The 24,670-nt window shown below is 41.9% G+C and carries 22 protein-coding genes; 12 read left to right on the forward strand and 10 right to left on the reverse strand.

The annotated features are described in order from the left end of the window. Position 1: 1 nt before the first annotated feature. The 7 genes from PSPO_RS03635 to PSPO_RS03665 form a co-directional block, all read right to left on the reverse strand. Complete coding sequence (locus tag PSPO_RS03635) at positions 2 to 3,331, reverse strand: efflux RND transporter permease subunit (RefSeq protein WP_010560790.1); 3,330 nt, start codon at positions 3,329 to 3,331, stop codon at positions 2 to 4. 7 nt (positions 3,332 to 3,338) lie between these two features. Continuing rightward, positions 3,339 to 4,463, reverse strand: coding sequence for an efflux RND transporter periplasmic adaptor subunit (locus PSPO_RS03640; RefSeq protein ID WP_010560789.1), 1,125 nt, complete (start codon positions 4,461 to 4,463; stop codon positions 3,339 to 3,341). 197 nt (positions 4,464 to 4,660) lie between these two features. Further along, positions 4,661 to 5,245, reverse strand: a complete 585-nt coding sequence (locus PSPO_RS03645) for a TetR/AcrR family transcriptional regulator (protein ID WP_010560788.1) — start codon at positions 5,243 to 5,245, stop codon at positions 4,661 to 4,663. A 76-nt stretch (positions 5,246 to 5,321) separates the two neighbouring features. Next, the gene (locus PSPO_RS03650) at positions 5,322 to 6,842 is read right to left on the reverse strand and encodes a phospholipase D family protein (RefSeq protein ID WP_040641225.1); all 1,521 of its coding nucleotides are present in this window, start codon (positions 6,840 to 6,842) and stop codon (positions 5,322 to 5,324) included. 15 nt (positions 6,843 to 6,857) lie between these two features. Next, entirely contained in the window at positions 6,858 to 7,550 is a 693-nt protein-coding gene (locus PSPO_RS03655; RefSeq protein ID WP_010560786.1) for an LrgB family protein, read from the reverse strand. Beyond that, on the reverse strand, positions 7,547 to 7,906 hold the full coding sequence (locus PSPO_RS03660) for a CidA/LrgA family protein (RefSeq protein ID WP_010560785.1): 360 nt from the start codon (positions 7,904 to 7,906) through the stop codon (positions 7,547 to 7,549). Before PSPO_RS03660 ends, PSPO_RS03655 begins: the two co-directional genes overlap by 4 nt. Positions 7,907 to 7,954: 48 nt before the next feature. Further along, positions 7,955 to 8,755: a crotonase/enoyl-CoA hydratase family protein gene (locus tag PSPO_RS03665; protein ID WP_010560784.1), complete on the reverse strand. Its 801-nt coding sequence runs from the start codon at positions 8,753 to 8,755 to the stop codon at positions 7,955 to 7,957. Between the two features lie 279 nt (positions 8,756 to 9,034). On the opposite strand from PSPO_RS03665, the gene PSPO_RS03670 reads away from it, so the two are divergent. The 5 genes from PSPO_RS03670 to PSPO_RS03690 all read left to right on the forward strand — a co-directional run bounded on the left by PSPO_RS03670 (position 9,035) and on the right by PSPO_RS03690 (position 15,102). After that, positions 9,035 to 10,222: an efflux RND transporter periplasmic adaptor subunit gene (locus tag PSPO_RS03670; protein WP_010560783.1), complete on the forward strand. Its 1,188-nt coding sequence runs from the start codon at positions 9,035 to 9,037 to the stop codon at positions 10,220 to 10,222. A 9-nt stretch (positions 10,223 to 10,231) separates the two neighbouring features. After that, the gene (locus PSPO_RS03675) at positions 10,232 to 13,345 is read left to right on the forward strand and encodes an efflux RND transporter permease subunit (RefSeq protein WP_010560782.1); all 3,114 of its coding nucleotides are present in this window, start codon (positions 10,232 to 10,234) and stop codon (positions 13,343 to 13,345) included. Positions 13,346 to 13,490: 145 nt separating this feature from the next. Further along, positions 13,491 to 13,805 (forward strand): HI1450 family dsDNA-mimic protein, encoded by a 315-nt coding sequence (locus PSPO_RS03680; protein WP_010560781.1) that lies wholly within the window; start codon positions 13,491 to 13,493, stop codon positions 13,803 to 13,805. A 58-nt stretch (positions 13,806 to 13,863) separates the two neighbouring features. Beyond that, positions 13,864 to 14,661: a DUF481 domain-containing protein gene (locus tag PSPO_RS03685; RefSeq protein ID WP_010560780.1), complete on the forward strand. Its 798-nt coding sequence runs from the start codon at positions 13,864 to 13,866 to the stop codon at positions 14,659 to 14,661. 12 nt (positions 14,662 to 14,673) lie between these two features. Next, positions 14,674 to 15,102 (forward strand): hypothetical protein, encoded by a 429-nt coding sequence (locus PSPO_RS03690; RefSeq protein ID WP_010560779.1) that lies wholly within the window; start codon positions 14,674 to 14,676, stop codon positions 15,100 to 15,102. Between the two features lie 38 nt (positions 15,103 to 15,140). Here the strand turns inward: PSPO_RS03690 and PSPO_RS03695 are convergent, their stop codons facing one another. After that, positions 15,141 to 15,659 carry an FKBP-type peptidyl-prolyl cis-trans isomerase gene (locus tag PSPO_RS03695; protein ID WP_010560778.1) on the reverse strand — a complete coding sequence of 173 codons (519 nt, stop codon included), beginning with the start codon at positions 15,657 to 15,659 and terminating at the stop codon, positions 15,141 to 15,143. A gap of 7 nt (positions 15,660 to 15,666) precedes the next feature. After that, complete coding sequence (ygfZ, locus tag PSPO_RS03700) at positions 15,667 to 16,569, reverse strand: tRNA-modifying protein YgfZ (protein WP_010560777.1); 903 nt, start codon at positions 16,567 to 16,569, stop codon at positions 15,667 to 15,669. A 106-nt stretch (positions 16,570 to 16,675) separates the two neighbouring features. Between ygfZ and PSPO_RS03705 the strand changes: the two genes are divergently transcribed. After that, positions 16,676 to 16,927 carry an FAD assembly factor SdhE gene (locus PSPO_RS03705; protein ID WP_010560776.1) on the forward strand — a complete coding sequence of 84 codons (252 nt, stop codon included), beginning with the start codon at positions 16,676 to 16,678 and terminating at the stop codon, positions 16,925 to 16,927. A 384-nt stretch (positions 16,928 to 17,311) separates the two neighbouring features. On the opposite strand, the gene nadB is transcribed toward PSPO_RS03705, so the two are convergent. Continuing rightward, complete coding sequence (gene nadB / locus PSPO_RS03715; protein WP_010560774.1) at positions 17,312 to 18,922, reverse strand: L-aspartate oxidase; 1,611 nt, start codon at positions 18,920 to 18,922, stop codon at positions 17,312 to 17,314. Positions 18,923 to 19,268: 346 nt separating this feature from the next. On the opposite strand from nadB, the gene rpoE reads away from it, so the two are divergent. From rpoE to lepB, 6 genes are all read left to right on the forward strand, one after another. Next, positions 19,269 to 19,850: an RNA polymerase sigma factor RpoE gene (gene rpoE / locus PSPO_RS03720; RefSeq protein WP_010560773.1), complete on the forward strand. Its 582-nt coding sequence runs from the start codon at positions 19,269 to 19,271 to the stop codon at positions 19,848 to 19,850. An 8-nt stretch (positions 19,851 to 19,858) separates the two neighbouring features. After that, positions 19,859 to 20,464, forward strand: a complete 606-nt coding sequence (locus PSPO_RS03725; protein WP_010560772.1) for a sigma-E factor negative regulatory protein — start codon at positions 19,859 to 19,861, stop codon at positions 20,462 to 20,464. Continuing rightward, positions 20,465 to 21,409, forward strand: coding sequence for a MucB/RseB C-terminal domain-containing protein (locus tag PSPO_RS03730; protein ID WP_010560771.1), 945 nt, complete (start codon positions 20,465 to 20,467; stop codon positions 21,407 to 21,409). Continuing rightward, positions 21,409 to 21,858: a SoxR reducing system RseC family protein gene (locus PSPO_RS03735; protein ID WP_010560770.1), complete on the forward strand. Its 450-nt coding sequence runs from the start codon at positions 21,409 to 21,411 to the stop codon at positions 21,856 to 21,858. The genes PSPO_RS03730 and PSPO_RS03735 overlap by 1 nt, the downstream gene beginning before the upstream one ends. A 69-nt stretch (positions 21,859 to 21,927) precedes the next feature. Continuing rightward, a complete protein-coding gene (gene lepA, locus PSPO_RS03740; RefSeq protein ID WP_010560769.1) occupies positions 21,928 to 23,718 on the forward strand; it encodes a translation elongation factor 4 in 1,791 nt (596 codons plus the stop codon). A gap of 12 nt (positions 23,719 to 23,730) precedes the next feature. Next, a complete protein-coding gene (lepB, locus tag PSPO_RS03745; protein WP_010560768.1) occupies positions 23,731 to 24,666 on the forward strand; it encodes a signal peptidase I in 936 nt (311 codons plus the stop codon). Positions 24,667 to 24,670 lie beyond the last annotated feature (4 nt).

Consider the following 24,670-nt stretch of genomic DNA (forward strand, 5'->3'; position numbering starts at 1 on the left):
TCTAAGCGGCTGTCCGTAAATCGGTGTCTTCTGAATTTTGTTTAATATCAGAATCCTTAAGTAAGAAGCTTAATATGACTGGCACTAAAATCAAAGTGAATATTGTTGAAACCACTAAGCCACCAACCACAACACCACCTAAACCACGGTATAGCTCACTCCCCGCACCTGGCATTAACACCAGTGGTAACATGCCGCCCACAGAAGTAAGTGTAGACATCATAATTGGACGAACACGACTTTCAACAGACTCTTTAATTGCCAATTGGGCAGTAAGCCCTTTGTACTTAAGATTGTTAAGTGCTTGATGCACAATCAAAATAGCGTTATTTACAACCACACCTGCCAAGATAACAAAACCAAGTAAAGTTAAAACATCAAGGTTTTGAATTGGTGTGTAGCGATCAAATACACTTGCCCAGTGCACAGCAGCAAGGCCCATAAAGCCACCAAGCGTTGCAAGTGGTACGCTCACCATAATAACAAGTGGGTATTTCCAGTTTTGGAATAAAATAACCATAACCAGATAAACTACAAACATAGCTAGAAACATGCTTGAACTTAAGGTGCCAAATAAACTACCGTCGCCGAGTAAGGACTTTTTAAGATCTGCAAGCTTACCGGCACTACCAGCAAGATTCACTTCAACAGCAGGAGAGATTGCCCCCGCGCCGCGCAGTTCGTCGACCATAGTATTGACTGATGCAATGGCCTGCTCAAGTGGCATGCCAGCTGGTGGAGTAAACTGCAATGTTACCGCACGTTGACGTGAAACGTGCTTAATTTGATCGACGGTTTGTGTACGCTCAACCAGTGCCAGCGATTGAAGATCAACTACCTGACTTTGTGGTGTTGCTAGCGGTGTTTGCATCAGTGCATCAATTGGGAAATCATCCTGTTGTGCACTCGTTACGATTTTAAGGTCTTTTAATTCGCCACCAACCGCAAAACTGTTCATCATAATGATGCCATCACCATTAGCTTGCACTGCTAAGCCTAAATCACGACGTGTCATGTTGAGTTCAGCCAAACGCTCATCTAGCGGCTTAATTGATAGCTCTGGCGTTGGCAGTAAAAAGTTAGCTGGCTCAGGAATGGTTGCATAAGGCCCATAATTACCGATTAACTTAAATAGCAAGGCTGTTGCACCATTAGTGATTTGCTCTAAGTCATCACCTACCAAATCGATTTGAATCGCGCTACCCGTTGTACCACCGGTATTAAAAAGTGGAAACTGGAAAGCAAAGCCAATCACATCTGGTGCGTTTACGCCCATTAATGTTTGGTTTAAGAAGTCGACCGCATCAATGGTTTTATCTGCTTCTTTTGGGATCATGCCATGGAGAATTTGACCATCCATTGCGACTAAGAAATAGTGATCGATTTCTGGTGCTTTAATGGTGCTGCCATCCATTAATTGAATGTCAGGAACACTTTGCGTTAAATCAGGCTCTCCACCTCGGATAATCGTCTCTGCTTGATATTTATCGCCAGTCACTTCCCATGCAGGGCGAAGCACTTTTTCAATACGGTCACCAATTTCTGAGACTTGATCAAGGTTGTAACCAGGCGGTGGCACCATAAAGCCAAAGGCAAAATTACGGTTCCCTTTTGGTAAATAATCAAGCGGTGGGATGAGTAATGCAATGCCCACAAGTGTCACAACCGCAAAACTTGTCACTACCGTTACTTTACGCTTGGTAGTGCTGGTAATTGCGATAAACAAGGCGCCAATATGGCTCGGCAGCTTTGCTGCTTTCTTTTCAAGCTCAGCTAATTTACCCATTTTTAATTTTACCTGTTTAGAGTCACTGCGAGCACGCAAGAAATAAGCGCCGGCAACCGGAATAACTAAGACAGATACGACAAAACTAATAAAGACAGCTGCCATGATGGCAAGTGATATATCGCGAAAAAGCTGACCTGCACTGTCGGCAATGGTCAAAATAGGCACAAATACAACGAGCGTAGTCATGGTTGATGCAAATACAGCACCGGCAACTTCTTGCGTACCTTCAACACTGGCTTTAAGCGGTTTTTTACCCATTTCTAAATGGCGGAAAATGTTCTCGATAACCACAATGGCATTATCAACGACCATGCCTACCGCGAATGCCATACCAGCGAGAGAGACAATGTTAATTGAGCGCCCTAGGGCGACTAAAATCACTACTGATGCAATCACTGAAATTGGAATTGCGATAGCAATTACGCCAATGGTGCGCAGCGAACGTAAAAATAGCAGAAGCGTAATTACAGCAAGTAAACCACCTACCATGATATTGCTTTGCACTAAATCAATGGCGTTTTCTACATAACTGGATGAGTCCCAGGTAGTAACCAGCTCAAAAGTACCATTCACCCCAAGCTTTTTAGCATGTTGCTCTAGCATGCCATTCGGCTTATTCAACTCTGCAATTTCAGCTTTTAGCGCATTCATGGTTTCAAGCAAGTTAGCGCCATGGGCAAGTTGGAAATTAAAAAATGGCATTTTCACACCGCGAGCACGTACCCAATCACGCATATCCTTGTAATCGAGTTTTACCGTCGCAATGTCTTTAACATATACAGGACCGCGGCTGTCTTTTCGGATCACAATGTTTTCAATGGTGGCAACATCTGTAAAGCGTCCCATGGCACGCACACGAATATCGTTTTTACCGTCAGGTAAGCGACCACCTGAGTAATTGGTGTTGGTAATTTGAATTGCGTCTACTAATTGGCTGTAGGTAATGCCAAAGTTGGCAAGTTTGATAGGGTCAATCTGAATTTGCAGTTCTTGTTCACGTGCCCCTAAAATGCCGACCTTTGAAATACCTTTGATGTTTTCAAGGCGAGGACGTAAACGACGTTCCATAAAATCATACAAGGTAGTGTTATCAAAACTCGGATCGCTCGCCGCAAGGCCTACCCAGGCAATGTAATCAACCGACATTGGGTCAACGCCTTCAACAGTTGGTTCCGAAACGCCCATAGGGTAGGCTGGTACTTCATTGAGTTTTTGTACAACTTCTGCTTGAGCTTGTTTAATATCGGTGCCAGTTTCAAATTCCAAACGCAACTGCGCTGCTGAGGTTTGACTGATACTGGTTAATGAAACCAAGCCATTTACATCTGACAGTACCTTTTCTTGTTCAATAACAACGTCAGATTCAATTTCTTCAGGGCTTGCGTTCTCCCAAAATGTTCTTACGCTAACAACCACTGAGTCAACCGATGGCGTCATTTGAACCGGTACTTGAGTGAAGGCTAATACGCCTGCAAGTACCGATAATATTACAGCAACGATAACACTTATGGGTTGTTTAACCGCGCTTTCTACAATCTTCATATCGTGCCTACTTTAAATGTTGTTTGTTGCCATTTGAGGCGTCTGCTACTGCAACTACAGGTCCAGGCATTAATCGTTCATTACCTTCCGTAATTACTTTGTCATTAGGTGCTAACTGAGGTGCGAAAACGGCAACCTTATTTCCTTGATGAAATTGCACGTTAACCGAAACTGGTTGAGCAATTTGTTTATCACCTTGCACTACCACTTTATAAACCAAGTAATTGCCACCTCGGTTCACTAATGCATCTTTTGGAACTGTAAGCGTTGTACGAACGTCACCCTCAGGTAACCATGCACTCACTGACATGCCTGGCATTAATCCTTTGCCATTTACTTGACCAATAACGCGAAAAGTACGCGCACGCTCATCAACGCTGTTAAGTATTTTTATATTGTGGGCTTGCACCAACTCATCACCGATTTGCAGCGCTATTTCAGAGGGGGCTTTGCTTGCTAAAAATGCGAATCGCTCTGGAACATCTAACCAAGCTTCTAATTTATTAAGTGAGGTGAGTGTAAAAGCATGATCGCCACTTCCTAACCATTGGCCTAACTCTGCAAGCCGACTTGTCACTTGACCATCGAACGGAGCACGGATTGACATATCATCAATGCGCACTTGTAATGCATCAAGCTGTGCGTTTAATGCTTCAATAGCTTGCGTTGCCGCAATCACTCGGGCTTGATTAGCGATTGTTTGTGTTTTGCTTTGATTTAGGCGCTGTTTTGATACAGCGCTTTTTTGTGCTGACTGTTTATAAGCTAGATAATCTGCCTCGGCTTGGGTAAATTCCGCTTTAGCTAATGACAGGTTCGCTTCGGCAAGCATTTTCTCTGCTTGTAAACGCTGTTTTTCAGCATCAAGACGACGCGTATCTAAATTAGCTAAAATGTCACCTTGAGTGACAGTATCGCCTTCATTAACCAGCACTTCGACAACCTTTCCTGATTCCACAGAAGCAACATTTGCTTGATTAAAGGCTTTTAAAGTACCGACTACACGTTTGCGTGGTTGTAATTGTTGTTCACTTGCTTCAGAAAAACGCACTACTTGTGCATTGGCTTGAAACACTAAAAACAACAGACTTAATAAAAGTACAATTTGTTTAAATGAGCGTGGAGAAGTCATTGTAATTTCCAATTTAGTAGACCAGTCGTCTAGCGGATTGTCTTTGATAATGGCAATTGTTGCAAGATGAATTTTAACTGAATAGTGTTTTTAGCTGGTTGTTTCTGCTTAAGTCTTTGAAATTTTGTTATATATTTAATTTTTATTTTTTAGACCAATTGGTCTAGTTGAGGCTTTTTATATGAGTTTAGTGCCAATTAAGGCACTAAAATGGACTCAAAAATAATGTCGACAAAGTTATCGTAGGGTTCTGTTGAGCGTTCTACTTGCATTTGGATTGCAGCACCATGGCTGGCATTAAATAAAAAAGCAGCAATTTTATGTGGGTCGAGCTTTTCGTTCACTTCACCTTCTTGCTGCGCTTCACGAATGGTTTGCGCCATCATACTGTGCATTAAATCTTGTGCACATTTTATCCCACCACGCATATTTTCACTGAGTTGTGATTGTTCCAAAATCAATTTTGGCACCAAACATTCACAATCAATACCTTCTTCCTCATGAAATTGCTGAATACGCTTAAACCAATTGTTTATTCGTTGTAGTGGTGAATACTTTCGGTCGCGTAAGAATTCACGCATAAAGTCATGAGTTTGATCTTGGGCGCGCTCAATTAACGCTAAGCCAAAATCTTCCTTAGACTTAAAGTAATGATAAAATGATCCTTTAGGCACTCCAGCCTTATCTAGGATTTCTTTTAAGCCACATCCGTTGTAACTTTTTTCGATAATTAGCGCATGGCCTGCTGCCAAAATCGCTTCTTTGGTATCTGGCTTAGTCATATTTGGGTTAATACTTTTTTACACCTAGTGGGTATTATTAGACCAGTCGTCTCTAAAGTCAACTTGAACAACGTGTTTAAAGCTGATCTTCAATGGGTAGAATACCAAAAAAGCATGCCCCGATTTTACGCCAAATGCTTGCATCGGGTTCACTTGTGAATGTATTTTTTGTCTTTAAATCAATCCATTCAAGCTTATTATCATTGAGCTTAACCTGATAGGCAGAGTCACTGATGGCATCGGACAGAGCATTATGAATTTTCTCACTTAAGGGGGCGTTTTTAAACAGCACACCGATTTCGGTGTTGATAAAAATTGAACGTGGGTCGAGGTTTAAAGAGCCTACAAACGTGTGCTTGTTGTCAAAAATAATAGACTTAGCGTGAAGGCTTGCTTGGGTCGAGCCGCGCCATGCACTTGGTTTAATGTTGGGAGTAACTTTTGTTTCGTAAAGGGTGATACCTGCTGCTAAAAGGGACTTTCGATAGGGAGCATAGCCCGAGTGTACTGCGACAACATCGGTTGCGGCAAGTGAGTTAGTCAATATGCTGACTTCAACACCACGCTCTACCATTTTTCTTAAATACTCAGTTCCGTTTTCACCGGGCACAAAGTAGGGGGAAATAATAAATAAGCTTTCTGTGGTACTAGCAAAGGCTTCTTCTAAATCATCAAGTAGTGGGCTAGCGAGTCCTTTCTCATTGATTTTACTCGGTGGGTCATATAACACTTGGGCATTACCCCACGACCAAGGTAATTTACCTTCAGTTAAATGTTCAATAAATTCTGAGTTTAACAATGCTTGAACATAATCCTGTTTGCTCTCTTCGGCATTACTGACTTCAAGGTCCCAATTACTAAGAATATTAATTACTTCAGCGTCAGAATAGAGTTTGTTGTGGAATACTTCTAAGGGGTAACTAAACTCACTATTCCAGTAACTATCAAATTGCGTATTAATATCATTTACTGCAGCGCCAATTAGTAATAAATCAAAATCACCAAACTCAACTTCGTGACTTGCACTAAAGTATTCATCACCAATATTTCGTCCACCAATCACAGAGGTTAAGCTATCGACTGTGAGCGATTTATTATGCATCCGGCTATTTAAGCGATCGAAATCAGTAAGAATGCCAAGTGCTTTGAAGCGGCGGTTAGGTGAGGGATTAAATAGACGAATCTCAACATTTTTATGCTGATTTAAAATTTGTAATTGTGGGTTTGAATCAGGTGCTTTCAAGTCATCTAGCAATAATCTGATTTGCACGCCGCGCTCCGCGGCGTTGTATAGCGAATAGTTGATTTGGTTGCCGGTAATGTCGTTATTGTAGATGTAATACTGTAGGTCAATGCTGCTGGTTGCCGCATTGATTAAACTCACGCGTGATACAAAGGCATCGACTCCTTGCCCAAGCGTATAAACGCCGGTTTGTCCTTGCTTATCATGTGTTAAATCGTTAATAAACTCAGCTAATCGACCTGTTTTCGCTGCCTCTTTAGCATAGCTAGGTGTACTTGTGTTTGGCGTTATTTTTGTTGCGCATCCAGCCATGGCAAGTACAACTCCTATAATAAAAAAGCGTATTAGTAACATGTGATTACCGACTAGTTAGTTTAATAGTACCAGTTCTATCAAGGTATAGATTACAGGGATAATAAGTGGGGTCAATATGGCGCTTAATACTAAGCTAACGGAAGCAAATGCGCCCATACGTTCATCAATCTCAATGGCACGTGCAGTCCCCACTGCGTGACAAGCTGCGCCAAGCGCTAAGCCTTGACTGGGTATATGTGTTACGCCAAATAGTTTGAGTAGCGGTAAGCCAAAAACAGCGCCAAAAATACCGACACAAATAACAATCACTGCCGAAAGAGCACTTATTCCGTTAAGTTGATTGCTAACCTCAATAGCAATGGGGGTTGTTACTGCGTTGGGTGCAAGGCTTGCGATAAGTTGTTCATTGGCGCCAAGTAAATAGGCGACAAGCATGGCAATTATCGATGAAACCAAAACGCCGGTGGCGCTGCATAAAATGTAGCGCCAGGTATGTTGTTTTATGGTGCGTGATTCTTTGTATAGTGGGATCGCTAGCGCAACAATTGCTAAATCAAGTAACCAAAAATACGCTGTGTTAATTGTGGCAAACTCTGTGTAGGGAATTTCACCCCACACTAAAATCACGTTAATAAACGCAATGCTTAATAAAATAGGGTTACAAAGGCTGTGTTTTAAGTAATGGGTCTGCAACCATTTAAAGGTAAAAAAACAAAGCGGAGACAAAACAATCAAAAGCAGGCTCATGACTGTTCCTTATCGCTAGATGCAAAAAGCAGACTTGCGACTTTTCCTACAATAAATAGGGTGCCTACCGTGGCGGTAAGTATTGAGAACACTATTAAAAGCAGGTTGTCTTTAATAAGGTCCAAATGCTGAATGATGCCAACACCAGCGGGAATGAAAAAAAGTGGGAAGTATTTCAGCAGTAATGCACCAACCGCCTCACATTGCTTTAGCGACACAATATTTAATTTGAGCACAAGCAATAATATGCCCATACCGAGCACTGCTGGGGGAAAACTAAAATTCAGTATATACAGCAGGCCATGACCAAGGGCTAATGCTGTTACTAGAATTGTTAAACTAACAATGTATTTCATAGCAATAGCCTATCACAGCTTGCAGGTCGGTATACTGTTCTTTAGTCGCTACCAATTAGCCGAATTGTCGAAAGGCTTAGTTTCTCCTTTTAAGCGATTGCTAATGGCACGTTTTACATTTTTGCCGCGTAGAATACGTATTTGATTAAATGTTTCAGCTGCTAACAATTGGCGGCGATTTGCGAGCATACGCTTTTGATAAGTGCGTTTGTTTGCAGCTAACGCATCGGGCGATTGTGCTAATAATGCCGCCTTTAATTGCTCGCATTCGTGATCTAAATCGTCGCATACTTGTGTAATTAAATTGACTGCTTGGGCAATGTCAGCACTAATTGGCTCGGCTATATGAGTGAGCTTTAAGGCTTGGTCATAAGGCATTAGGCCTTGCAACATGACACTGCCTGCCATATCTGGTGTTAATCCCCAACGAGATTCCATAATGGCGAATTGGGCATCGCGGCTCGCTAAACGAAAGTCTGCGCCAAGCGCGATTTGCATACCGCCACCAAAACAGCGGCCATGAATTTTACAAATCACCGGCGCTTTAATTTCTTGCCACCCTATGGTGACTCGCTGCGCTAGATTTGCGTTACCGGGAAGCCATTTCAATAGCAGCTTTAACATTTTAGTGGGAGAGCGGCTGATGTTTTTTACATCAAGGCCGGTACAGAAATCACTGCCGTTGGCATCAATAATCACTAATCTTAGAGATTTTTCTTTTTTCAATTGTTTAATAATGCGTGCTAGCTGTACAAAACTTTCATAGCTCAGTGCGTTGAGTTTATCGGGGCGATTAAATGTGACGGTGGCAACGCCAGCTTCAATATTTAAGGTGACAAGGTGGCTCATTATTATTCTCATCCGACCTGTTGGGTTGTTCGAGATTAACGTGTCTTACTATGTCTGTAAAGCGTGTAACTTCACCCTAGGTTCATATTTTTCCAGCAAAATAGCCGCTCTGACAAATGGCTAAAAACACCACTTACTGATTTGATTAGATTTTGTTAAATATTAAATTACAATTAATGTGCAGTCGTATTATGATTGATAACCAGAAGATATTATTAGAAATTTCGGATTTTTCATCGAGAATAAAAATTTGCTCTATTTGTGATAAGGGAGAGTTGCATGTTTACGTCTAAGTATAAAAATATTAGTTCCCCAACCAAAGCTGCGTTTTTTGTCAGCTGTGTGTTGTTAGGGCCGATGGCCTTGACGGGTTGTGGAAAGGAAGAAGTTGTGCAACAAGCGCCAGCACCAGCGGTCTCGGTTTATACTGTTAATAATGACCAAGTTGGCACTTATCGTGAGTTTACTGCGCGCACCGAAGCGTCGAAAGAAGCGGATATTACAACCCGTGTGCAAGGTGAATTAATAGAGCGAAAATTTGTTGAAGGCTCTGAAGTTAAAAAAGGCGATTTACTGCTAAAAATTGATCCTAGCGAATACGAGGCGTTTTTAGCGCAATCTGATGCGGACCTAAAATCAAAAATAGCTGGTGCAGCAGGTGCTGCCCGCGATTTAAAACGTGGTAGAGAAGTCGCTGATAAAGGCTTTATTTCACAATCTGATTTAGACAAGCTAATTACCAATGCTGCGCAGACGCAAGCAGCGGTAAAAGCGGGCGAAGCGGCACTTAAAAAAGCTAAATTGGATTTAAGTTACACTGAAATAGTAGCGCCGTTTGATGGGAAAATCGGTCGCGTAAATATTGATGTAGGTAATATTGTAAGCCCGCAAAGTGGCGTGCTAGCAAACATCACCTCAACGGACCCTATCTATGTTAATTTTTCGGTTGAAGAGGCACTTTATACTACCTACTTACAAGAACACCGAAATATCGAAAGTCCTGATCAAGTACCTCTCGATTTAAAAATTCGTTTACCGAATAACAGCGAATATGCCGAGGCTGGTGTGCTAGATTTTGCCGACACAAAAATAGACCGCAACACCGGCACGGTTGAGCTAAGAGCCTCTTTCCCAAATCCAGATGGTATTGTATTACCTGGGTTATTTGTAAAGCTGATTGCTGAGAGCAAAAATAAATCGTCAATGGCGTTAGTGCCACAAGCTGCGGTACAAGAAAATCAGCAAGGTAAGTTCTTATTAGTGGTTGATGACAACAACAAAGTGAGCACGCGACATGTAGATTTAGGTCGTCGCATTAATGCTATGTGGGTCGTTAACTCGGGCATTGAAGCGGGTGAGCGCATTATTATTGAAGGGCTGCAAAAAGTGCGCCCAGGTGTTGAAGTAAACCCAGTTGAAAAAAATGTTGATACGGTAACCGGTGTTATCACAAACAGCGCAGAATAGGGGGCGTAAATGATTAGTAAAACGTTTATTAATCGGCCCAAATTTGCGCTGGTTATTTCAATTGTAATTACCTTAGCTGGCTTAATTTCGTTGTATTTGTTGCCAGTGAATATGTACCCTCAAATTACGCCACCACAAATACAGGTGACTGCTGTATACCCAGGGGCGAGTGCTCAGGTTGTTGAGGAGTCGGTGATCCGGCCCATTGAAGAGCAAATCAATGGGGTGGAAGATATGCTGTATATCGAATCCACGGCCGCTAATAACGGTACTGCTAGCATTACCGTTTACTTTAAAGTTGGTACTGACGATGATATGGCGCAAGTGAATGTGCAAAACCGCGTTGCACTTGCCGAAGCTGGCTTACCTGAAGAAGTAAAACGTCAAGGCGTTGTTGTGCGCAAACAATCCAGTAATATGTTATTGGGTGTGACGCTTTACAGCACGCAAGAAAATCTTGATGAAATCTTCCTAAGTAACTATGCCACAAACTATTTAACAGAGCCTCTAGGGCGTATTCCGGGTGTGGCAAACGCTGAAGTAATGGGTGAAAAAACCTATTCAATGCGTATTTGGTTAAATCCAAACAAAATGTCGTCGCTTGGTGTCACTGTGGCGGATGTGCAAAATGCATTACGAGAGCAAAACTTAATCGTTGCTGCGGGTAAGTTAGGCGCCAGTCCCGCTCCGAAAAATCAGCAGTTTGAATATTCCATTCAGGCACGCGGTCGCCTAAAAACCCCAGATGAATTTGGCGATACCATTATTAGAGCTACAAACGATGGTGATTTTATTCGTTTGTCGGATATTGGTCGCATTGAATTGGGTTCTAAAGATTACGCGTTTACTGCCAAATTAAATGGTGAAGATACTGCGTTTTTAGTTATTTATCAGCTGCCAGATGCTAACGCGACTGAAGTGGCTGCGAATGTGAAAAAACAAATGGAAATTCTCTCTGAGCGTTTTCCTGATGGCCTTCACTACAGCATGCCTTACGATACAACTGAATTTATTAACCGCTCGATAGAAGAAGTAGTGGTAACGCTTTATCAAGCAGTTGCGCTGGTAATTTTAGTGGTATTTTTATTCCTCCAAAATTGGCGTGCAACGTTAATTCCGTCAGTAGCAATTCCTGTGTCGTTGGTTGGTACGTTCGCCTTTATGATGTTGATGGGTTATTCAATCAATACCATTACCTTGTTTGGCTTGGTACTGGCTATCGGTATTGTGGTAGATGACGCCATTGTTGTTATTGAAAACGTTGAACGTATTTTAAAAGAAGAAAAGCTGCCAATTAAAGAAGCGGTAAGTAAAGCCATGGAGCAGGTTTCAGGGCCAATTATCGCGACAACTCTAGTACTGCTTGCGGTGTTTGTGCCAGTTGGATTTATGCCAGGTATCACCGGTGAGCTTTATAAGCAGTTTTCAGTAACAATTTCATTTGCTGTACTTATTTCATCGATTAACGCATTAACGTTAAGCCCAGCACTGTGTACTTTGTTACTAAGTGAAAAAGCAATGAAACCAATTAAATGGTTAGCACCTGTAGAAAAAGGCATCATTTCTTCTACTTCTAAATATTCATCGATGGTCGGTTGGTTGTTAAAACGCTCAGCGCGTGTAGGTTTAGTAACAGTATTGTTATTCGCTGCAACAGGTTGGTTAACCAAAGCGGTTCCTACCGCGTTTGTACCTGCGGAAGATCAAGGCTTTTTGTTTGTTGATGTGCAATTACCAGATGCAGCAGCTAGCGGCCGTACTGCGGAGGTAATGGCGAAAGTAAGCGAAACCATCTTAGCTGACCCTGCAGTAACCGATATTATTACCGTATCGGGTATTTCATTGCTTGGTGGCCCTGGTTCAAATAATGGCCTTGGCGTAATTGTGCTGAAAGACTGGGAAGATCGAACTGCGCCAGAACTTGGCTTACAGCAAGTGATCCCACGATTAATGGGACAGATGTTTGCAATGCCAGATGCGCAAATTTTTGTCTTTAATCCACCGCCAATTCCAGGTTTAGGTACGAGTTCAGGTTTTGAATTTAGATTGCTAGATAGCGAAGGGCGAGCGCCTGCTGATTTAGCGCAGGTGATGAACGGCTTAATTTACGAGGCTAACCAGCGTCCTGAATTAACTAGCGTATTTAGTACTTTCCGCGCTAATGTGCCGCAGTATTTCTTAGAAATTGACCGTGATAAAGCCAAAGCGCAAGGTGTGGCGTTAAGCGATGTGTTTGTGACTTTACAAGCGCAACTTGGTTCGTTGTACATTAATGACTTTAACCAATTTGGTCGTACTTATCAGGTTGTTATTCAAGCCGAAACTGAGTTTCGTAAAGATCCGTCTGACTTAAATAACTACTATGTACGTGCTAGCAGTGGTGAAATGGTACCGCTAACGACACTTGCGAGTCTTGAACCAATTTTGGGCCCGACTAGCGTAAATCACTTCAACCTATATCGCAGTGCAAGCATCACAGGTCAACCTGCGCCGGGTTACTCAAGTGGTGAAGCAATTAAGGTGATGCAAGAATTATCTGCGCAATTACCAACAGGCTACGTTTATGATTGGGCAGGGCAAACGAAACAAGAAATTCAAGCTGGTAACTTAGCGCCATTACTATTTGGTTTAGCGATTATCTTTGTTTACTTATTCTTGGTTGCACAGTACGAAAGCTGGACCATTCCGTTTGCGGTAATTGCAGCCGTGCCGTTAGCGATATTTGGTGCGATGAGTGCGCTTTATACGGTTGGAATGGCAAACAATATTTATGCGCAGGTGGGCTTAATACTCTTGATTGGTTTATCCACTAAGACCGCCATTCTAATTGTCGAATTTGCGATGGAACAACGCGCAGCGGGACACAGTATTTTTGAATCGGCACTGAATGCTGCAAGGTTGCGTTTTAGAGCAGTATTGATGACGGCACTGTCGTTTGTACTTGGGGTTTTACCACTAGTATTTGCAACCGGTGCAGGTGCGGGTAGCCGTGTTAGTTTAGGTTTAACCGTACTGGCTGGTATGTTGGCTGCGACTATTTTTGGTACTTTGTTAATTCCAATATTCTATGCGTTAATTCAAAGTATGCGTGAAAAGGTGAAAGCAAAGCTGGCACATGAGTAACAGTTGCACAGGAAGGCCTGCTATTAGCTGGATTTTAGGCTAACAGTCGGTCACCTGCGTTAAAATCACAAAATATAAGGCAAAGAAGCACTTCTTTGCCTTTTTTGTTTTGATATAATTATCAAAAAATGCGAAGAGTCGAGTTATGAGCAACCAAGAGCACCTGTGGACAATTGAAGAAGCGACTAATCACGCGTATGAAGTGTTTCTTGAATTGGCGCCAGACAACTTGTCTGAACAAGATATTGTTGAGTTTAATCAATATCGTGAAGATTTAGGCTTTATTGAAGAAAGTGAGCCGGATGAGTCTTGGCAAGAATTTACCGAATTTGAAATTGAACCAGAGCTGTATATTCAAGTGCTGGTGGGATTAGAGTTTGAAAACCAAGATGTGTTATTTGCGCGCATTTTAATTAGCCGTGATAAAGCAGCGCCCTTTGTTCACGTATTGTGGAAGTAGTTCTTTTTATAAAACTGGTTTTTTAGCTTAGGTGGATTGAGAGTTAGAGTAGTATTAAATGCGTTGGATTGTGTTTTTTTATTGTGTTCTTTTTTGTTCTAAATTACTCGCTGCGGATCCGGATCCGTTTGAAGACTTTGCCATTTATGGCGAAACCCCAAGTGACGAAAGGTATGAGCAAAATAAAGGGCGACTGTTATTTGGTGACTTAGAGCTGGGCTTTATTGTAACGACTGGTAACACTAATACTGCTAGTGCAAAACTCAAAACTAACATCATGCAAGATCTCAATAATTGGCGCAACCAATTGAAGTTTGATTCCTTGGTAAAAAAAGATAACGATAATGACGAAGGCGATGAGCTGTCTGCCACGCGTTATTTTACTTCATTGCAAAGTAACTACTTACTTGAAGACAAAAATAACTCACTGTTTTTATACGGTGATTATGAATTTGATAGATTTAGTGGTATCGAAAAGCAAGCGAGCTTTGTTGCTGGTTACGGTTGGCGCTTTTTAGAAAATCGTAAAGACAGCATTGATTTAGATGTTGGTCCTGGGGTTAATTATCAGGTCAGTGAAACCGATGAATCGGATTTAGGTTACTTGCTGCGATTAGCTTTGCAGTGGGAGCGAATCGTAAGTAAACGCACGCGCTTTAATCAGGATATTAGTGCGGAGCATTCGTTAAGTGGGTTAAACTCCCGCATCAAATCTGAGACGTCATTGGTGAGCCAAATTAGCGGTGCACTTAGTCTTAAATTTTCTTATTTATATCGTTACAACACCATGCCTGAAGAAGGCAAACGCAATTACGACGCTGAAACCAGTGCAACTTTTGTTTTTAGCTTCAACTAACTTGGAATATTAATGACCTATTCTCATAAACAAATCGCCTGGGCTATTTTACTGCTGCTTTCGTGGATTTTTTCATTTACCTTATTAGCGGTTTACTTAATTGGCCCGATTACAGGTTTGCTGATTTTTTCAGGTTTTGTGGTGCTGGTGGCATTTTTATTTCATGGCATGACAGTCACCGTAAAAGATAACACAATAAAATGGGGTTTTGCTTTTGGCTGGTTTGGTCAAACTTTACCTTTGTCAGAGGTTGTTTCGTATCAGGCTGTGGAGAATTCATGGCGACATGGCATTGGTTTACGCATTAGCCATGATGGGTTTGTGTATTCAGCCCACGGTTTTAAGGCGGTTGAATTAGTGCTGCAGGATGAAACAAAAATTAGGCTTGGTACAAACGATCAAGCTGGCTTAATCGCCGCATTAGATAAGCAAAAAAAATAGCGCCCTAAAGCGCTATTTTTTATTGTCAGAGCTGTAAATTAACAACAGCCGCCATTTTCATCATGTTTGTGATCGTGGTGTGAACCACAGCCTCCTTCACCATGAACATGGCCATGTGCCAATTCTTCTTCTGTCGCGTCACGTACTTCAAGTACTTCAACATCAAATGTTAAATCAATACCAGAAAGCGGGTGGTTGCCATCAACAATCACATCGTCTTCTTGAATATCGATAATTACAACAGTTTGCTCACCGTCATCGGTCGTTGCGCGAAATTGCATGCCTACTTCAATATCCATACCGTCAAACATTGACTTAGGTACTGCTTGCATCAAACCGTCGTGACGCTCGCCATAGCCATCTTTTGCTGCAACTTCTACAGTAAAGGTATCGCCAGCTTGTTTATCAATAAGCGCATTTTCAAGACCTGGAATTAAAAAACCCGAACCAATGATGAATTCTAGTGGCTCGTTATCAAATGAGCTGTCGATGGCATTGTTGTCTTTGTCCATTACTGAGTAATGAAGCTTTACTACTTTTTGCTGTGCAATTTTCATATTAAACCTAATCTTCAAGTGTGTAAGGAAGAGCACTCACGCTAAGGCGTGACTCTTCAAGATCTTTAACGCGCAACTGAGCTTGCTCAGATGTGTCGTTTGGCAGTACCGCTTGAATATATGTGCCTTCATCGGTAACCGCTGTGTTAATTATTTTACCGGCTCTACGCCAGTTTTCACCAAGCTGAACTTCAACGTCGCTTGCTGTTTCAATGTTTTGTTCGGCGGCAAATAAGCTGTACATTGCACGCTTGTTTTTGCCTAGGTATTTCATGCGCGCGACCGTTTCTTGGCCTGTATAACAGCCTTTATTAAAACTAATTCCACCAATCGCTTGTAGATTGACCATCTGCGGAACAAACTCATCGAGTGTTTCAGCATTTAGGCGCGGCAATCCGGCTTTAATATTAGCTGCAAGCCATGCATTTTCATTATTTGTAAGTGTAATTTTGCCTTCAAGTTCAGCCAGTTTTTCTGTTTCAATAACAAGTTGCACTAAGCCTTCGGCTAGCTTTAGCGCATAACCTAATTCAAATTGCACTAAATTGTGGCTGGTAAATGAAATCGCCAATGCAGACTCAATTTCACTAGTGGTTTGCGCTGTTACACCAAGGCTAATTAGCTGCTCGCTTACGGCAAATTCTACTTTTGAAAAAACACCGTATTTTTTTAGCTCGGTAAAGCTTTGCTCTGCTTCAATGTCACTTGCTAACATCAAGTAAGCGTCGTTTGCCGCAATTAGCTTATGTACTGACCAAAGTTTACCTTTTGCATTGCAATGCCCTGACCATAAAAAGGTCGTGTCGTTTAATAAATTAAGATCTTGTGTAACTTGTCCGTGCAGGTAAGACTTGCGGTCTTGTCCGCTAATTTGAATGATTTTTTCTGAAATGCGAGAAGCGACTATCATAATACCCTACCACTGAAAATTAATGCCTTGATTTTAACTTAGATTCCTGATGATTGCATGCTTAGCTTTTGCTACTATTAAGATGCGTGAATTAACGAGGTATAAAATGAGCAATTTAGATAGCAAGGCTAAATTACGTTGGGCGTGTCGACGCGGTATGTTGGAACTTGATGTGTTGCTAAGACCATTTGTTGATGAAGCTTACGACGCATTAACAGATAATGACAAAGCAATTTTTCAACGTTTACTAGCAGCCGATGACCCTGATTTATTTGCTTGGTTTATGGGGCATGAAAAATGTGAAGACGCTGAGCTAGATTACATGGTTAAAACGATTTTAAATCGTGTCCGCGTATAGGTTATACGTCGCAAAATCTAACATTGTGCCGAGTGTTTATCTCGGCATTAACTTGCCTATTTTTTTCTTTGCTTTACTCCCCGCTGAAGATATTCTCTCCGCTCTACTTGTTTTAGTATTTCTTGTGCTGGTTAGTATTATCTGCTTTTTTAAGCTAAAAAGAGCGTTAGTAAGTGACTGTTATTTGTTGCTCGAAGATGAGCGTGTATTGTGTCAGCACGACGGCAATAAAATTGGTGAAATACGTCCGTTTAGTATCGTAACTGCATGGTTTGTATTAATTCGCTTTAAACGGCAAAAAAGTAAGTTTAATAAACTGATTTTGCTAAATAAGTTATCTACAAAAGATAAAAAACGGCTATTGAGAGCCGTTTATCGAGATGTTTAAGTTGATGCGTTTTTGTGTAGCACGGTAGGCGTTGGGTTTTCCGTTTGATTTGGGTAATCAAGGGTATAGTGCAGACCGCGGCTTTCTTTTCGTTCAAGCGCACTGCGAATAATGAGCTCAGACACTTGAACTAGGTTACGCAGCTCCAATAAATTATTACTCACTCTAAAATTAGTGTAGTACTCATCAATTTCTTGTTGCAGTAACTCTATGCGACGAAGCGCTCGTTCTAGGCGCTTGGTGGTGCGAACAATACCAACGTAATCCCACATAAATAAACGCAGTTCGTGCCAGTTGTGAGTAATCACAATTTCTTCATCAGAATTTGTCACACGACTTTCATCCCAGTTTGGAATGCTTGGTGCACTATGTTCTGAATTAAGCTTTGCCATAATATCTTTGGCGGCAGCTTGCGCAAATACGATGCACTCAAGCAGTGAATTACTCGCCATGCGGTTAGCGCCGTGCAGGCCCGTATAAGCGACTTCGCCAATGGCATAAAGATTATCTAAGTCGGTTTTGCCATTAAAGTCGGTCATTACGCCGCCACAGGTATAATGGGCTGCTGGAACCACAGGAATTGCTTCTTTGGTAATATCGAGGCCAACACTTAAGCATTTTGCGTAAATAGTGGGGAAGTGGTCGATAATAAAGTTTTTATCTTTATGGCTGATATCGAGATATACGCAGTTAGCGCCAAGGCGCTTCATTTCATAATCGATGGCGCGCGCAACTACATCGCGAGGCGCAAGTTCGGCGCGCTCATCAAAATCAGGCATAAAGCGTGAACCATCAGGGCGTTTTAAGTACGCCCCTTCGCCACGCATAGCTTCAGTAATTAAAAAGTTTTGTAATTCAGGGTGATACAAACTGGTTGGGTGAAATTGGTTAAATTCCATATTGGCGACACGGCAGCCTGCACGCCACGCCATTGCAATGCCGTCACCACTAGAAACATCAGGGTTTGATGTATATAGATAGACTTTGCTGGCGCCACCTGTGGCAAGTGCGATAAAGCGAGCACTAATAATTTCAACTTGTTCGGTAATGCGATTCCAAACATATAAACCGTGGCAGCGTTTGCCTGTGTTATTCAGTTTTTCATCGGTGATTAGGTCAATTGCATTATAGCGTTCAAGCAATAAAATGTTTTCGTGCTCTTTTACGCGGTCGATAAGCGTGGTTTGTACTGCTTTACCGGTTGCATCAGCTGCATGCAGAATACGACGGTGACTATGACCGCCTTCGCGGGTTAAATGGTAGCGTTCTTTGCCAAGGGCGTTTTTATCCATATCAAATGGTACGCCTTGTTCTATTAGCCACTTCATGCATGTTTTAGCGTTGCTTGCAGTGTAATGAACGGCGTCGCGATCACATAGTCCACCGCCCGCTGCGAGGGTGTCTTCAACGTGCGATTCAACACTGTCTTCTTTATCAAAAACTGCGGCGATGCCACCTTGGGCATACATGGTTGAGCCTTCAGTTAATGGCCCTTTACTTAATACGGTGACGTGACAGTGATTTGCTAAGGTAAGCGCTAAGGTTAGTCCAGCAGCACCACTTCCTACGATGACAACATCGGTTGTTAACTGTGGTGTATTTGTCATACAGGTATCACTTTACAATGCAGGTAATTTATTTGGCATATAATAACATCAATTATGACAATGATAAAAAGACAAAAGTCGCACAGCCTATTTGTAAGGTAGTATAAGAATGTGAAAAACAGCGAAGAAATAGCGATAACGTGATTTTATGCTAATTTTGCTTAAGGAAAAGTGTTAAAGTGACCTTGTTACAGTCTATTTATCTATGTTTAAGATTAACAAAGATAAATTGATTTAAAATTTTTATAAAATGTTTCGAACTTTTTCAAACTCCTTGAGTCCTATATTGTGACATTACTCTTGGGAACTAGAGAAAGATTATAAATTAAGAGGAGTACCGGCTCGAATGAGCGAGCAGGATTTGGATTTAGCGCTAGTAAGAAAAGTTCAGCAGGGTGATAAAAACGCATTCAATGTGTTAGTTAAAAAATATCAGAACAAAGTTGCGAACTTAATTGGACGTTACGTCTCTAACCATGGAGATGTTGCTGATATTGCACAAGAAGCGTTTATTAAAGCATACAGAGCGTTACCGGGTTTTCGCGGTGACAGTGCTTTTTACACTTGGCTTTATCGTATAGCTGTTAACTGTGCTAAGAATCATTTAGTTTCACAAGGTCGCCGTCCGCCAGCCAACGATGTTGATGCGGATGATGCAGAATTTTATGATGGCGCTGATGCACTGAGAAGTAATTCAACACCAGAAAACTTGTTGCTAAGCGATGAAATAAAGCAGGTAATTTTTAGGACCATTGACGGCTTACCGGATGATCTTAAAACGGCAATTACATTACGCGAATTAGAGGGGTTAAGTTACGAAGACATTGCCATGATAATGGACTGTCCTGTCGGGACAGTGAGATCGCGGATATTCCGTGCTCGCGAGGCAATCGATAATCGACTTAATCCAATTTTAAATAATGCATAGGTCACTTTATGACTAATTTGAATGAGAAACGAAAAGAACAAATATCGGCATTGTTTGATAACGAACACAGCCTCGAAAGCCGACATTTGGGGGATGAGTTAGAGCACGCTGCATCGCGTTATTCACTGATTGGTGATGTAATGCGTGGCGAAGGCAAAGAACTTATCCAAATCGATATCGCAGATCAAGTTGCACTGGCATTAGAACAAGAAGAAACCTACAGCCAAGTGCCAGAAGCGCCAAGCGTTACTGAGCAAGTTGCTGCGGTAAATCAACAAAGCACAGTCGCAATCTCAAATTGGAAAAAACCGTTTGCCCAAATGGCAATTGCAGCAAGTGTTGCTGCTGTTGCGGTAATTGGCGTGCAATCTGTTCCCCAGGATGCAGATATCATTAGCCCTGAGCCACAACTGCAAAATTTAGAAACCATGCCTTTTGGTGGTACTGCAACGCCAGTAAGTTATTCAACTGAACCTGCGCTTGAAACCGCTCAAAAAGGACTGCGCGAGCTTGAAGAAAAACGTCTAGGTGCGCTGTTATTAGAGCACCAAAGACAATCGCGTATTGCTCAAGCTGAAAAAGCGAAAGAAGACGAGTTGGAGAACAATCAGTAGATGCGAATATTCGTTGTCTTAGCTTGGCTTGTAGTTGCGTTGCCAAGCTTTGCTTCTGAACCTAATGAAGCGAAACAGCTTTTATTAGAAATGGCCAATACGGTCAAAAACAGTAACTTTACCGCCTCGTTTGTAGTTGTAAAAGGGCGAAATAATATAGAACCTTACGCGTGGCGACATGCAAATTACAAAGGCACTGAACTCGAGCACTTAAGTCTACTCGACGGTGCGGGTGTTGAAATGTTGCGTGTTGGCAATGTAGTTACCTACTTTGAGCCACAAAACCCACCTTATTCTTTAAACAGCTCGTCTTTAGCTGGCCCGATCCCAAGTATTATTTTTAACGATATCAGTGAGCTGGAACCGAATTATCACTTTGCAATTGGTGGCAAGTCACGGATATCAGGTCGTGTAGCACAATTGGTGCGCATCGAATCTAAAGACCAAGCAAAATTCAACTACTGGTTGTGGCTTGATGAACACTCAAAACTGCCACTAAAAACTGCCTATGTGTCGGCCGCTGGCGAAATTGTTGAACAGCTGCAAATGACTAACGTTAGTTTTAGTGAACAACCGAGTGTTGAACTTATCGAAATGAGTCAGCAAAATCTACCTGCGCCAGTAACCGCTGTTAAAGAAGAGCAAAGTATTGAAACATGGCAAGTTGATGCGATGCCTGCAGGTTTCGCACTGGTAAAATCAGAGCGTCAAACGTTAAACTTAAACGGTGAGCTTGCCGATTACTATCTTTACAGTGACGGGTTAATTGAAGTGTCGGTCTTTATTCAAAGACCGCTTGCTAGTAATAGTCGTAGCAAAGCGCTTTCGGCAGGTGCTACAACGGTATTTATTCATCAAGCACCAGGCTATGAAGTCTCTGTGATTGGTCAATTGCCGCCAATGACTGCTAAACTAGTAGCAGAATCAGTTCAACGCGCTAACTAATGATTGAAAAAACGTTTACGGTGGCCAAAGTAGATAATACTTTGGTCACTTTTGCATTACCTAAACCCCAAGCATGCAGTGGTTGTGATGGTAAATGCGGCTCGCTTACCTTTGCTAAACTATTTGCTAATAAACGTTCAGAACTTACGATTGTAAGTGATGCTGCCCTTGAAGTCGGGCAAAAAGTCGATTTAACCTTAGATGATTCTCATGTCATTAAAATGTCGTTGTGGACGTACATCGTGCCTTTGCTGCTTGCTTTAGTGTTTACCATAGTTGCGGCACATGTTTTTGTTGTTAGTGAAGGGTGGCAAATTTTATCTGCAATGCTAGGCGGTTATACGGGGTTTTTGCTAGCAAAAGCGAAGCAAACGGGCCTTAAAAATCGCATTAAAATAAAAAAAATTCACCCAATCAGCTTACCAATCACGCAAATTAATGGTGATTAGCCCAAATTAAGGGTAAAATCGGCGTTTTGATTTTGAACCCTATTTATTTAGAAGTATTGAATCCAACATATGAAGCACATTCGTAACTTTTCTATTATTGCCCACATTGATCACGGTAAATCGACTTTATCGGATCGTTTAATCCAAGTCTGTGGTGGTTTATCTGATCGCGAAATGCAACAGCAGGTACTGGATTCAATGGACCTTGAGCGTGAGCGTGGTATTACCATTAAAGCGCAAAGTGTTACGCTAAACTACACTGCTAACGATGGCGAAACATACCAACTAAACTTTATCGACACACCCGGACACGTTGACTTTACCTATGAAGTTTCGCGTTCATTAGCAGCGTGTGAAGGTGCATTATTAGTAGTTGATGCTGGTCAAGGTGTAGAAGCACAAACAGTTGCTAACTGTTACACCGCAATTGAAATGGATCTAGAAGTACTCGCAATTCTAAATAAAATCGACCTACCGCAAGCTGATCCTGACCGCGTGTCGGAAGAAATTGAAGATATCGTAGGTATCGATGCAACGGGTGCAACCCAATGTAGTGCAAAAACAGGTCTAGGTATCGACGCGGTACTTGAAGACATTGTTAAAAATATTCCACCACCAGAAGGTGATCCAGAAAAGCCATTACAAGCGCTGATTATCGATTCATGGTTTGACCCATACCAAGGCGTAGTATCACTTGTGCGTATTAAACACGGCGAGCTGAAAAAAGGCGATAAAATCCAGATCATGTCAAATGGTCAAGTTCACATCGCCGACAAAGTAGGTATCTTCACGCCAAAACAAACTGAAACGGGCACGTTAAGAACGGGTGAAGTAGGTTTTGTTATCGCGGGTATTAAAGATATTCACGGTGCACCAGTAGGTGATACCATCACCTTGCAACGTCAGCCAGCTGATGCTCCATTACCGGGTTTCCAAAAGGTAAAACCGCAAGTGTATGCGGGTATGTACCCAATTTCATCAGACGAATATGAAAGCTTCCGTGATGCGCTATCAAAACTAAGCTTAAACGATGCGTCGTTATTCTATGAGCCTGAAAACTCAACAGCACTTGGTTTTGGTTTCCGTTGTGGCTTCTTGGGTATGCTACACATGGAAATTATCCAAGAGCGTTTAGAGCGCGAATATGACATGGACCTTATTACTACTGCACCAACGGTAGTGTATGAGATTGTTGAAAAGGGCGGTAACGTTATTCACATCGATAACCCGTCTGATTTACCGCCAGTTGGTAATATTGAAGAAATTCGCGAGCCAATCGTTGAAGCAAATATTCTTGTGCCGCAAGAGTACCTTGGTAACGTAATTACCCTGTGCGTTGAAAAACGCGGTATGCAAACAAAAATGGCTTATCACGGCAACCAAGTAGCGATTACTTACGAAATGCCAATGGGTGAAGTAGTAATGGACTTCTTTGATAAATTGAAGTCAACCAGCCGTGGTTTCGCATCTCTTGATTATAACTTTAAGCATTTCCAACCAGCCGATATGGTTCGCGTTGATATTCTTATCAATGGTGACCGTGTTGATGCACTGGCAATTATTTGTCACCGTGATGCATCTCAATCACGTGGTCGTCAATTAGCAGAAGCATTAAAAGAGCTTATTCCGCGTCAGATGTTCGATATTGCGATTCAAGCAACCATTGGCGGGCACGTAATTGCACGTACTACTGTAAAACAACTTCGTAAAAACGTAATCGCGAAGTGTTACGGTGGTGACGTATCACGTAAGAAAAAGCTATTACAAAAACAAAAAGAAGGTAAAAAGCGTATGAAACAACTCGGTAATGTTGAAGTACCTCAAGACGCCTTCCTAGCCATTTTGAAAGTGGGCAAGTAAGGAGTTAATGACATGGCGGGTTATTTTTCAATATTTTTAGTATTGTTGACCTTAGGTTCGGGCCTAATTTGGTTAATCGATCACTTAGTTTACGCACCTAAGCGTAAAGAGCGTATTGCCGTGGCGCAAGGCGCAAGTGGTGTGCCGTTAACCGAAGATGTGATCGAGCAGATTGCACCGCAGCATTCAATTGCTGAAACAGCGCAGTCGATTTTTCCTATGGTTGCCGCCATTACAATTTTCCGTTCGTTTTTGTATGAACCGTTTCAAATTCCATCGGGCTCAATGATGCCAACCTTATTAAAAGGTGATTTCATTCTAGTGGAAAAATACTCTTATGGTGTAAAAGACCCAGTTTGGCGCTCGCAACTAATGGATGTTGGCACGCCAGAGCGTGGTGACCCGTTTGTATTTAAATACCCAGAAGACGATAAAATTGATTTTATTAAACGTGTCGTGGGTTTACCGGGCGATACTATTATTTATCGCAATAAAGAAATTTACATTAAACCTAAATGTGATGCAGGGCAAAGTGATAGCCAAGGCTTAACTTGTGGTCAGTTTAATAAAATGGAACGTGAACTGGTGAATCAAGGTGAGTTTATGCTCGCTGGTGTGCCACAAATTCGCGCAACAGAACAGCTTTCAGGTTTAACACACGATATTTTAATTAACCCAGCAATGCCTGAATTATCAGGTCGCTATTATCAGCAAGCGGGTACGGCGCAAGATGAATGGCGCGTACCAGAAGGCCATTATTTTGCAATGGGTGATAACCGCGATAACAGCCAAGATAGCCGTGTTTGGGGTTTTGTACCAAAAGAAAATTTAGTAGGTAAAGCAGTATTTATTTGGATGAGCTTTACTTTTTCAGAAGACGAAGACAGTTTATTACCGTCTTGGGTGCCAACTGGTGTGCGCTTTGAACGCCTTGGCAAAATTCAATAATCTT

The organism is Pseudoalteromonas spongiae UST010723-006 (assembly GCF_000238255.3).
GTDB classification, from domain to species: Bacteria; Pseudomonadota; Gammaproteobacteria; order Enterobacterales; family Alteromonadaceae; genus Pseudoalteromonas; species Pseudoalteromonas spongiae.

Bases quoted from the DNA above. Each gene is read 5' to 3' on its own strand.
- PSPO_RS03635 (WP_010560790.1), bottom strand. From the start codon at position 3,331: ATGAAGATTGTAGAAAGCGCGGTTAAACAACCCATAAGTGTTATCGTT.
- PSPO_RS03640 (WP_010560789.1), bottom strand. From the start codon at position 4,463: ATGACTTCTCCACGCTCATTTAAACAAATTGTACTTTTATTAAGTCTG.
- PSPO_RS03645 (WP_010560788.1), bottom strand. From the start codon at position 5,245: ATGACTAAGCCAGATACCAAAGAAGCGATTTTGGCAGCAGGCCATGCG.
- PSPO_RS03650 (WP_040641225.1), bottom strand. From the start codon at position 6,842: ATGTTACTAATACGCTTTTTTATTATAGGAGTTGTACTTGCCATGGCT.
- PSPO_RS03655 (WP_010560786.1), bottom strand. From the start codon at position 7,550: ATGAGCCTGCTTTTGATTGTTTTGTCTCCGCTTTGTTTTTTTACCTTT.
- PSPO_RS03660 (WP_010560785.1), bottom strand. From the start codon at position 7,906: ATGAAATACATTGTTAGTTTAACAATTCTAGTAACAGCATTAGCCCTT.
- PSPO_RS03665 (WP_010560784.1), bottom strand. From the start codon at position 8,755: ATGAGCCACCTTGTCACCTTAAATATTGAAGCTGGCGTTGCCACCGTC.
- PSPO_RS03670 (WP_010560783.1), top strand. From the start codon at position 9,035: ATGTTTACGTCTAAGTATAAAAATATTAGTTCCCCAACCAAAGCTGCG.
- PSPO_RS03675 (WP_010560782.1), top strand. From the start codon at position 10,232: ATGATTAGTAAAACGTTTATTAATCGGCCCAAATTTGCGCTGGTTATT.
- PSPO_RS03680 (WP_010560781.1), top strand. From the start codon at position 13,491: ATGAGCAACCAAGAGCACCTGTGGACAATTGAAGAAGCGACTAATCAC.
- PSPO_RS03685 (WP_010560780.1), top strand. From the start codon at position 13,864: ATGCGTTGGATTGTGTTTTTTTATTGTGTTCTTTTTTGTTCTAAATTA.
- PSPO_RS03690 (WP_010560779.1), top strand. From the start codon at position 14,674: ATGACCTATTCTCATAAACAAATCGCCTGGGCTATTTTACTGCTGCTT.
- PSPO_RS03695 (WP_010560778.1), bottom strand. From the start codon at position 15,659: ATGAAAATTGCACAGCAAAAAGTAGTAAAGCTTCATTACTCAGTAATG.
- ygfZ (WP_010560777.1), bottom strand. From the start codon at position 16,569: ATGATAGTCGCTTCTCGCATTTCAGAAAAAATCATTCAAATTAGCGGA.
- PSPO_RS03705 (WP_010560776.1), top strand. From the start codon at position 16,676: ATGAGCAATTTAGATAGCAAGGCTAAATTACGTTGGGCGTGTCGACGC.
- nadB (WP_010560774.1), bottom strand. From the start codon at position 18,922: ATGACAAATACACCACAGTTAACAACCGATGTTGTCATCGTAGGAAGT.
- rpoE (WP_010560773.1), top strand. From the start codon at position 19,269: ATGAGCGAGCAGGATTTGGATTTAGCGCTAGTAAGAAAAGTTCAGCAG.
- PSPO_RS03725 (WP_010560772.1), top strand. From the start codon at position 19,859: ATGACTAATTTGAATGAGAAACGAAAAGAACAAATATCGGCATTGTTT.
- PSPO_RS03730 (WP_010560771.1), top strand. From the start codon at position 20,465: ATGCGAATATTCGTTGTCTTAGCTTGGCTTGTAGTTGCGTTGCCAAGC.
- PSPO_RS03735 (WP_010560770.1), top strand. From the start codon at position 21,409: ATGATTGAAAAAACGTTTACGGTGGCCAAAGTAGATAATACTTTGGTC.
- lepA (WP_010560769.1), top strand. From the start codon at position 21,928: ATGAAGCACATTCGTAACTTTTCTATTATTGCCCACATTGATCACGGT.
- lepB (WP_010560768.1), top strand. From the start codon at position 23,731: ATGGCGGGTTATTTTTCAATATTTTTAGTATTGTTGACCTTAGGTTCG.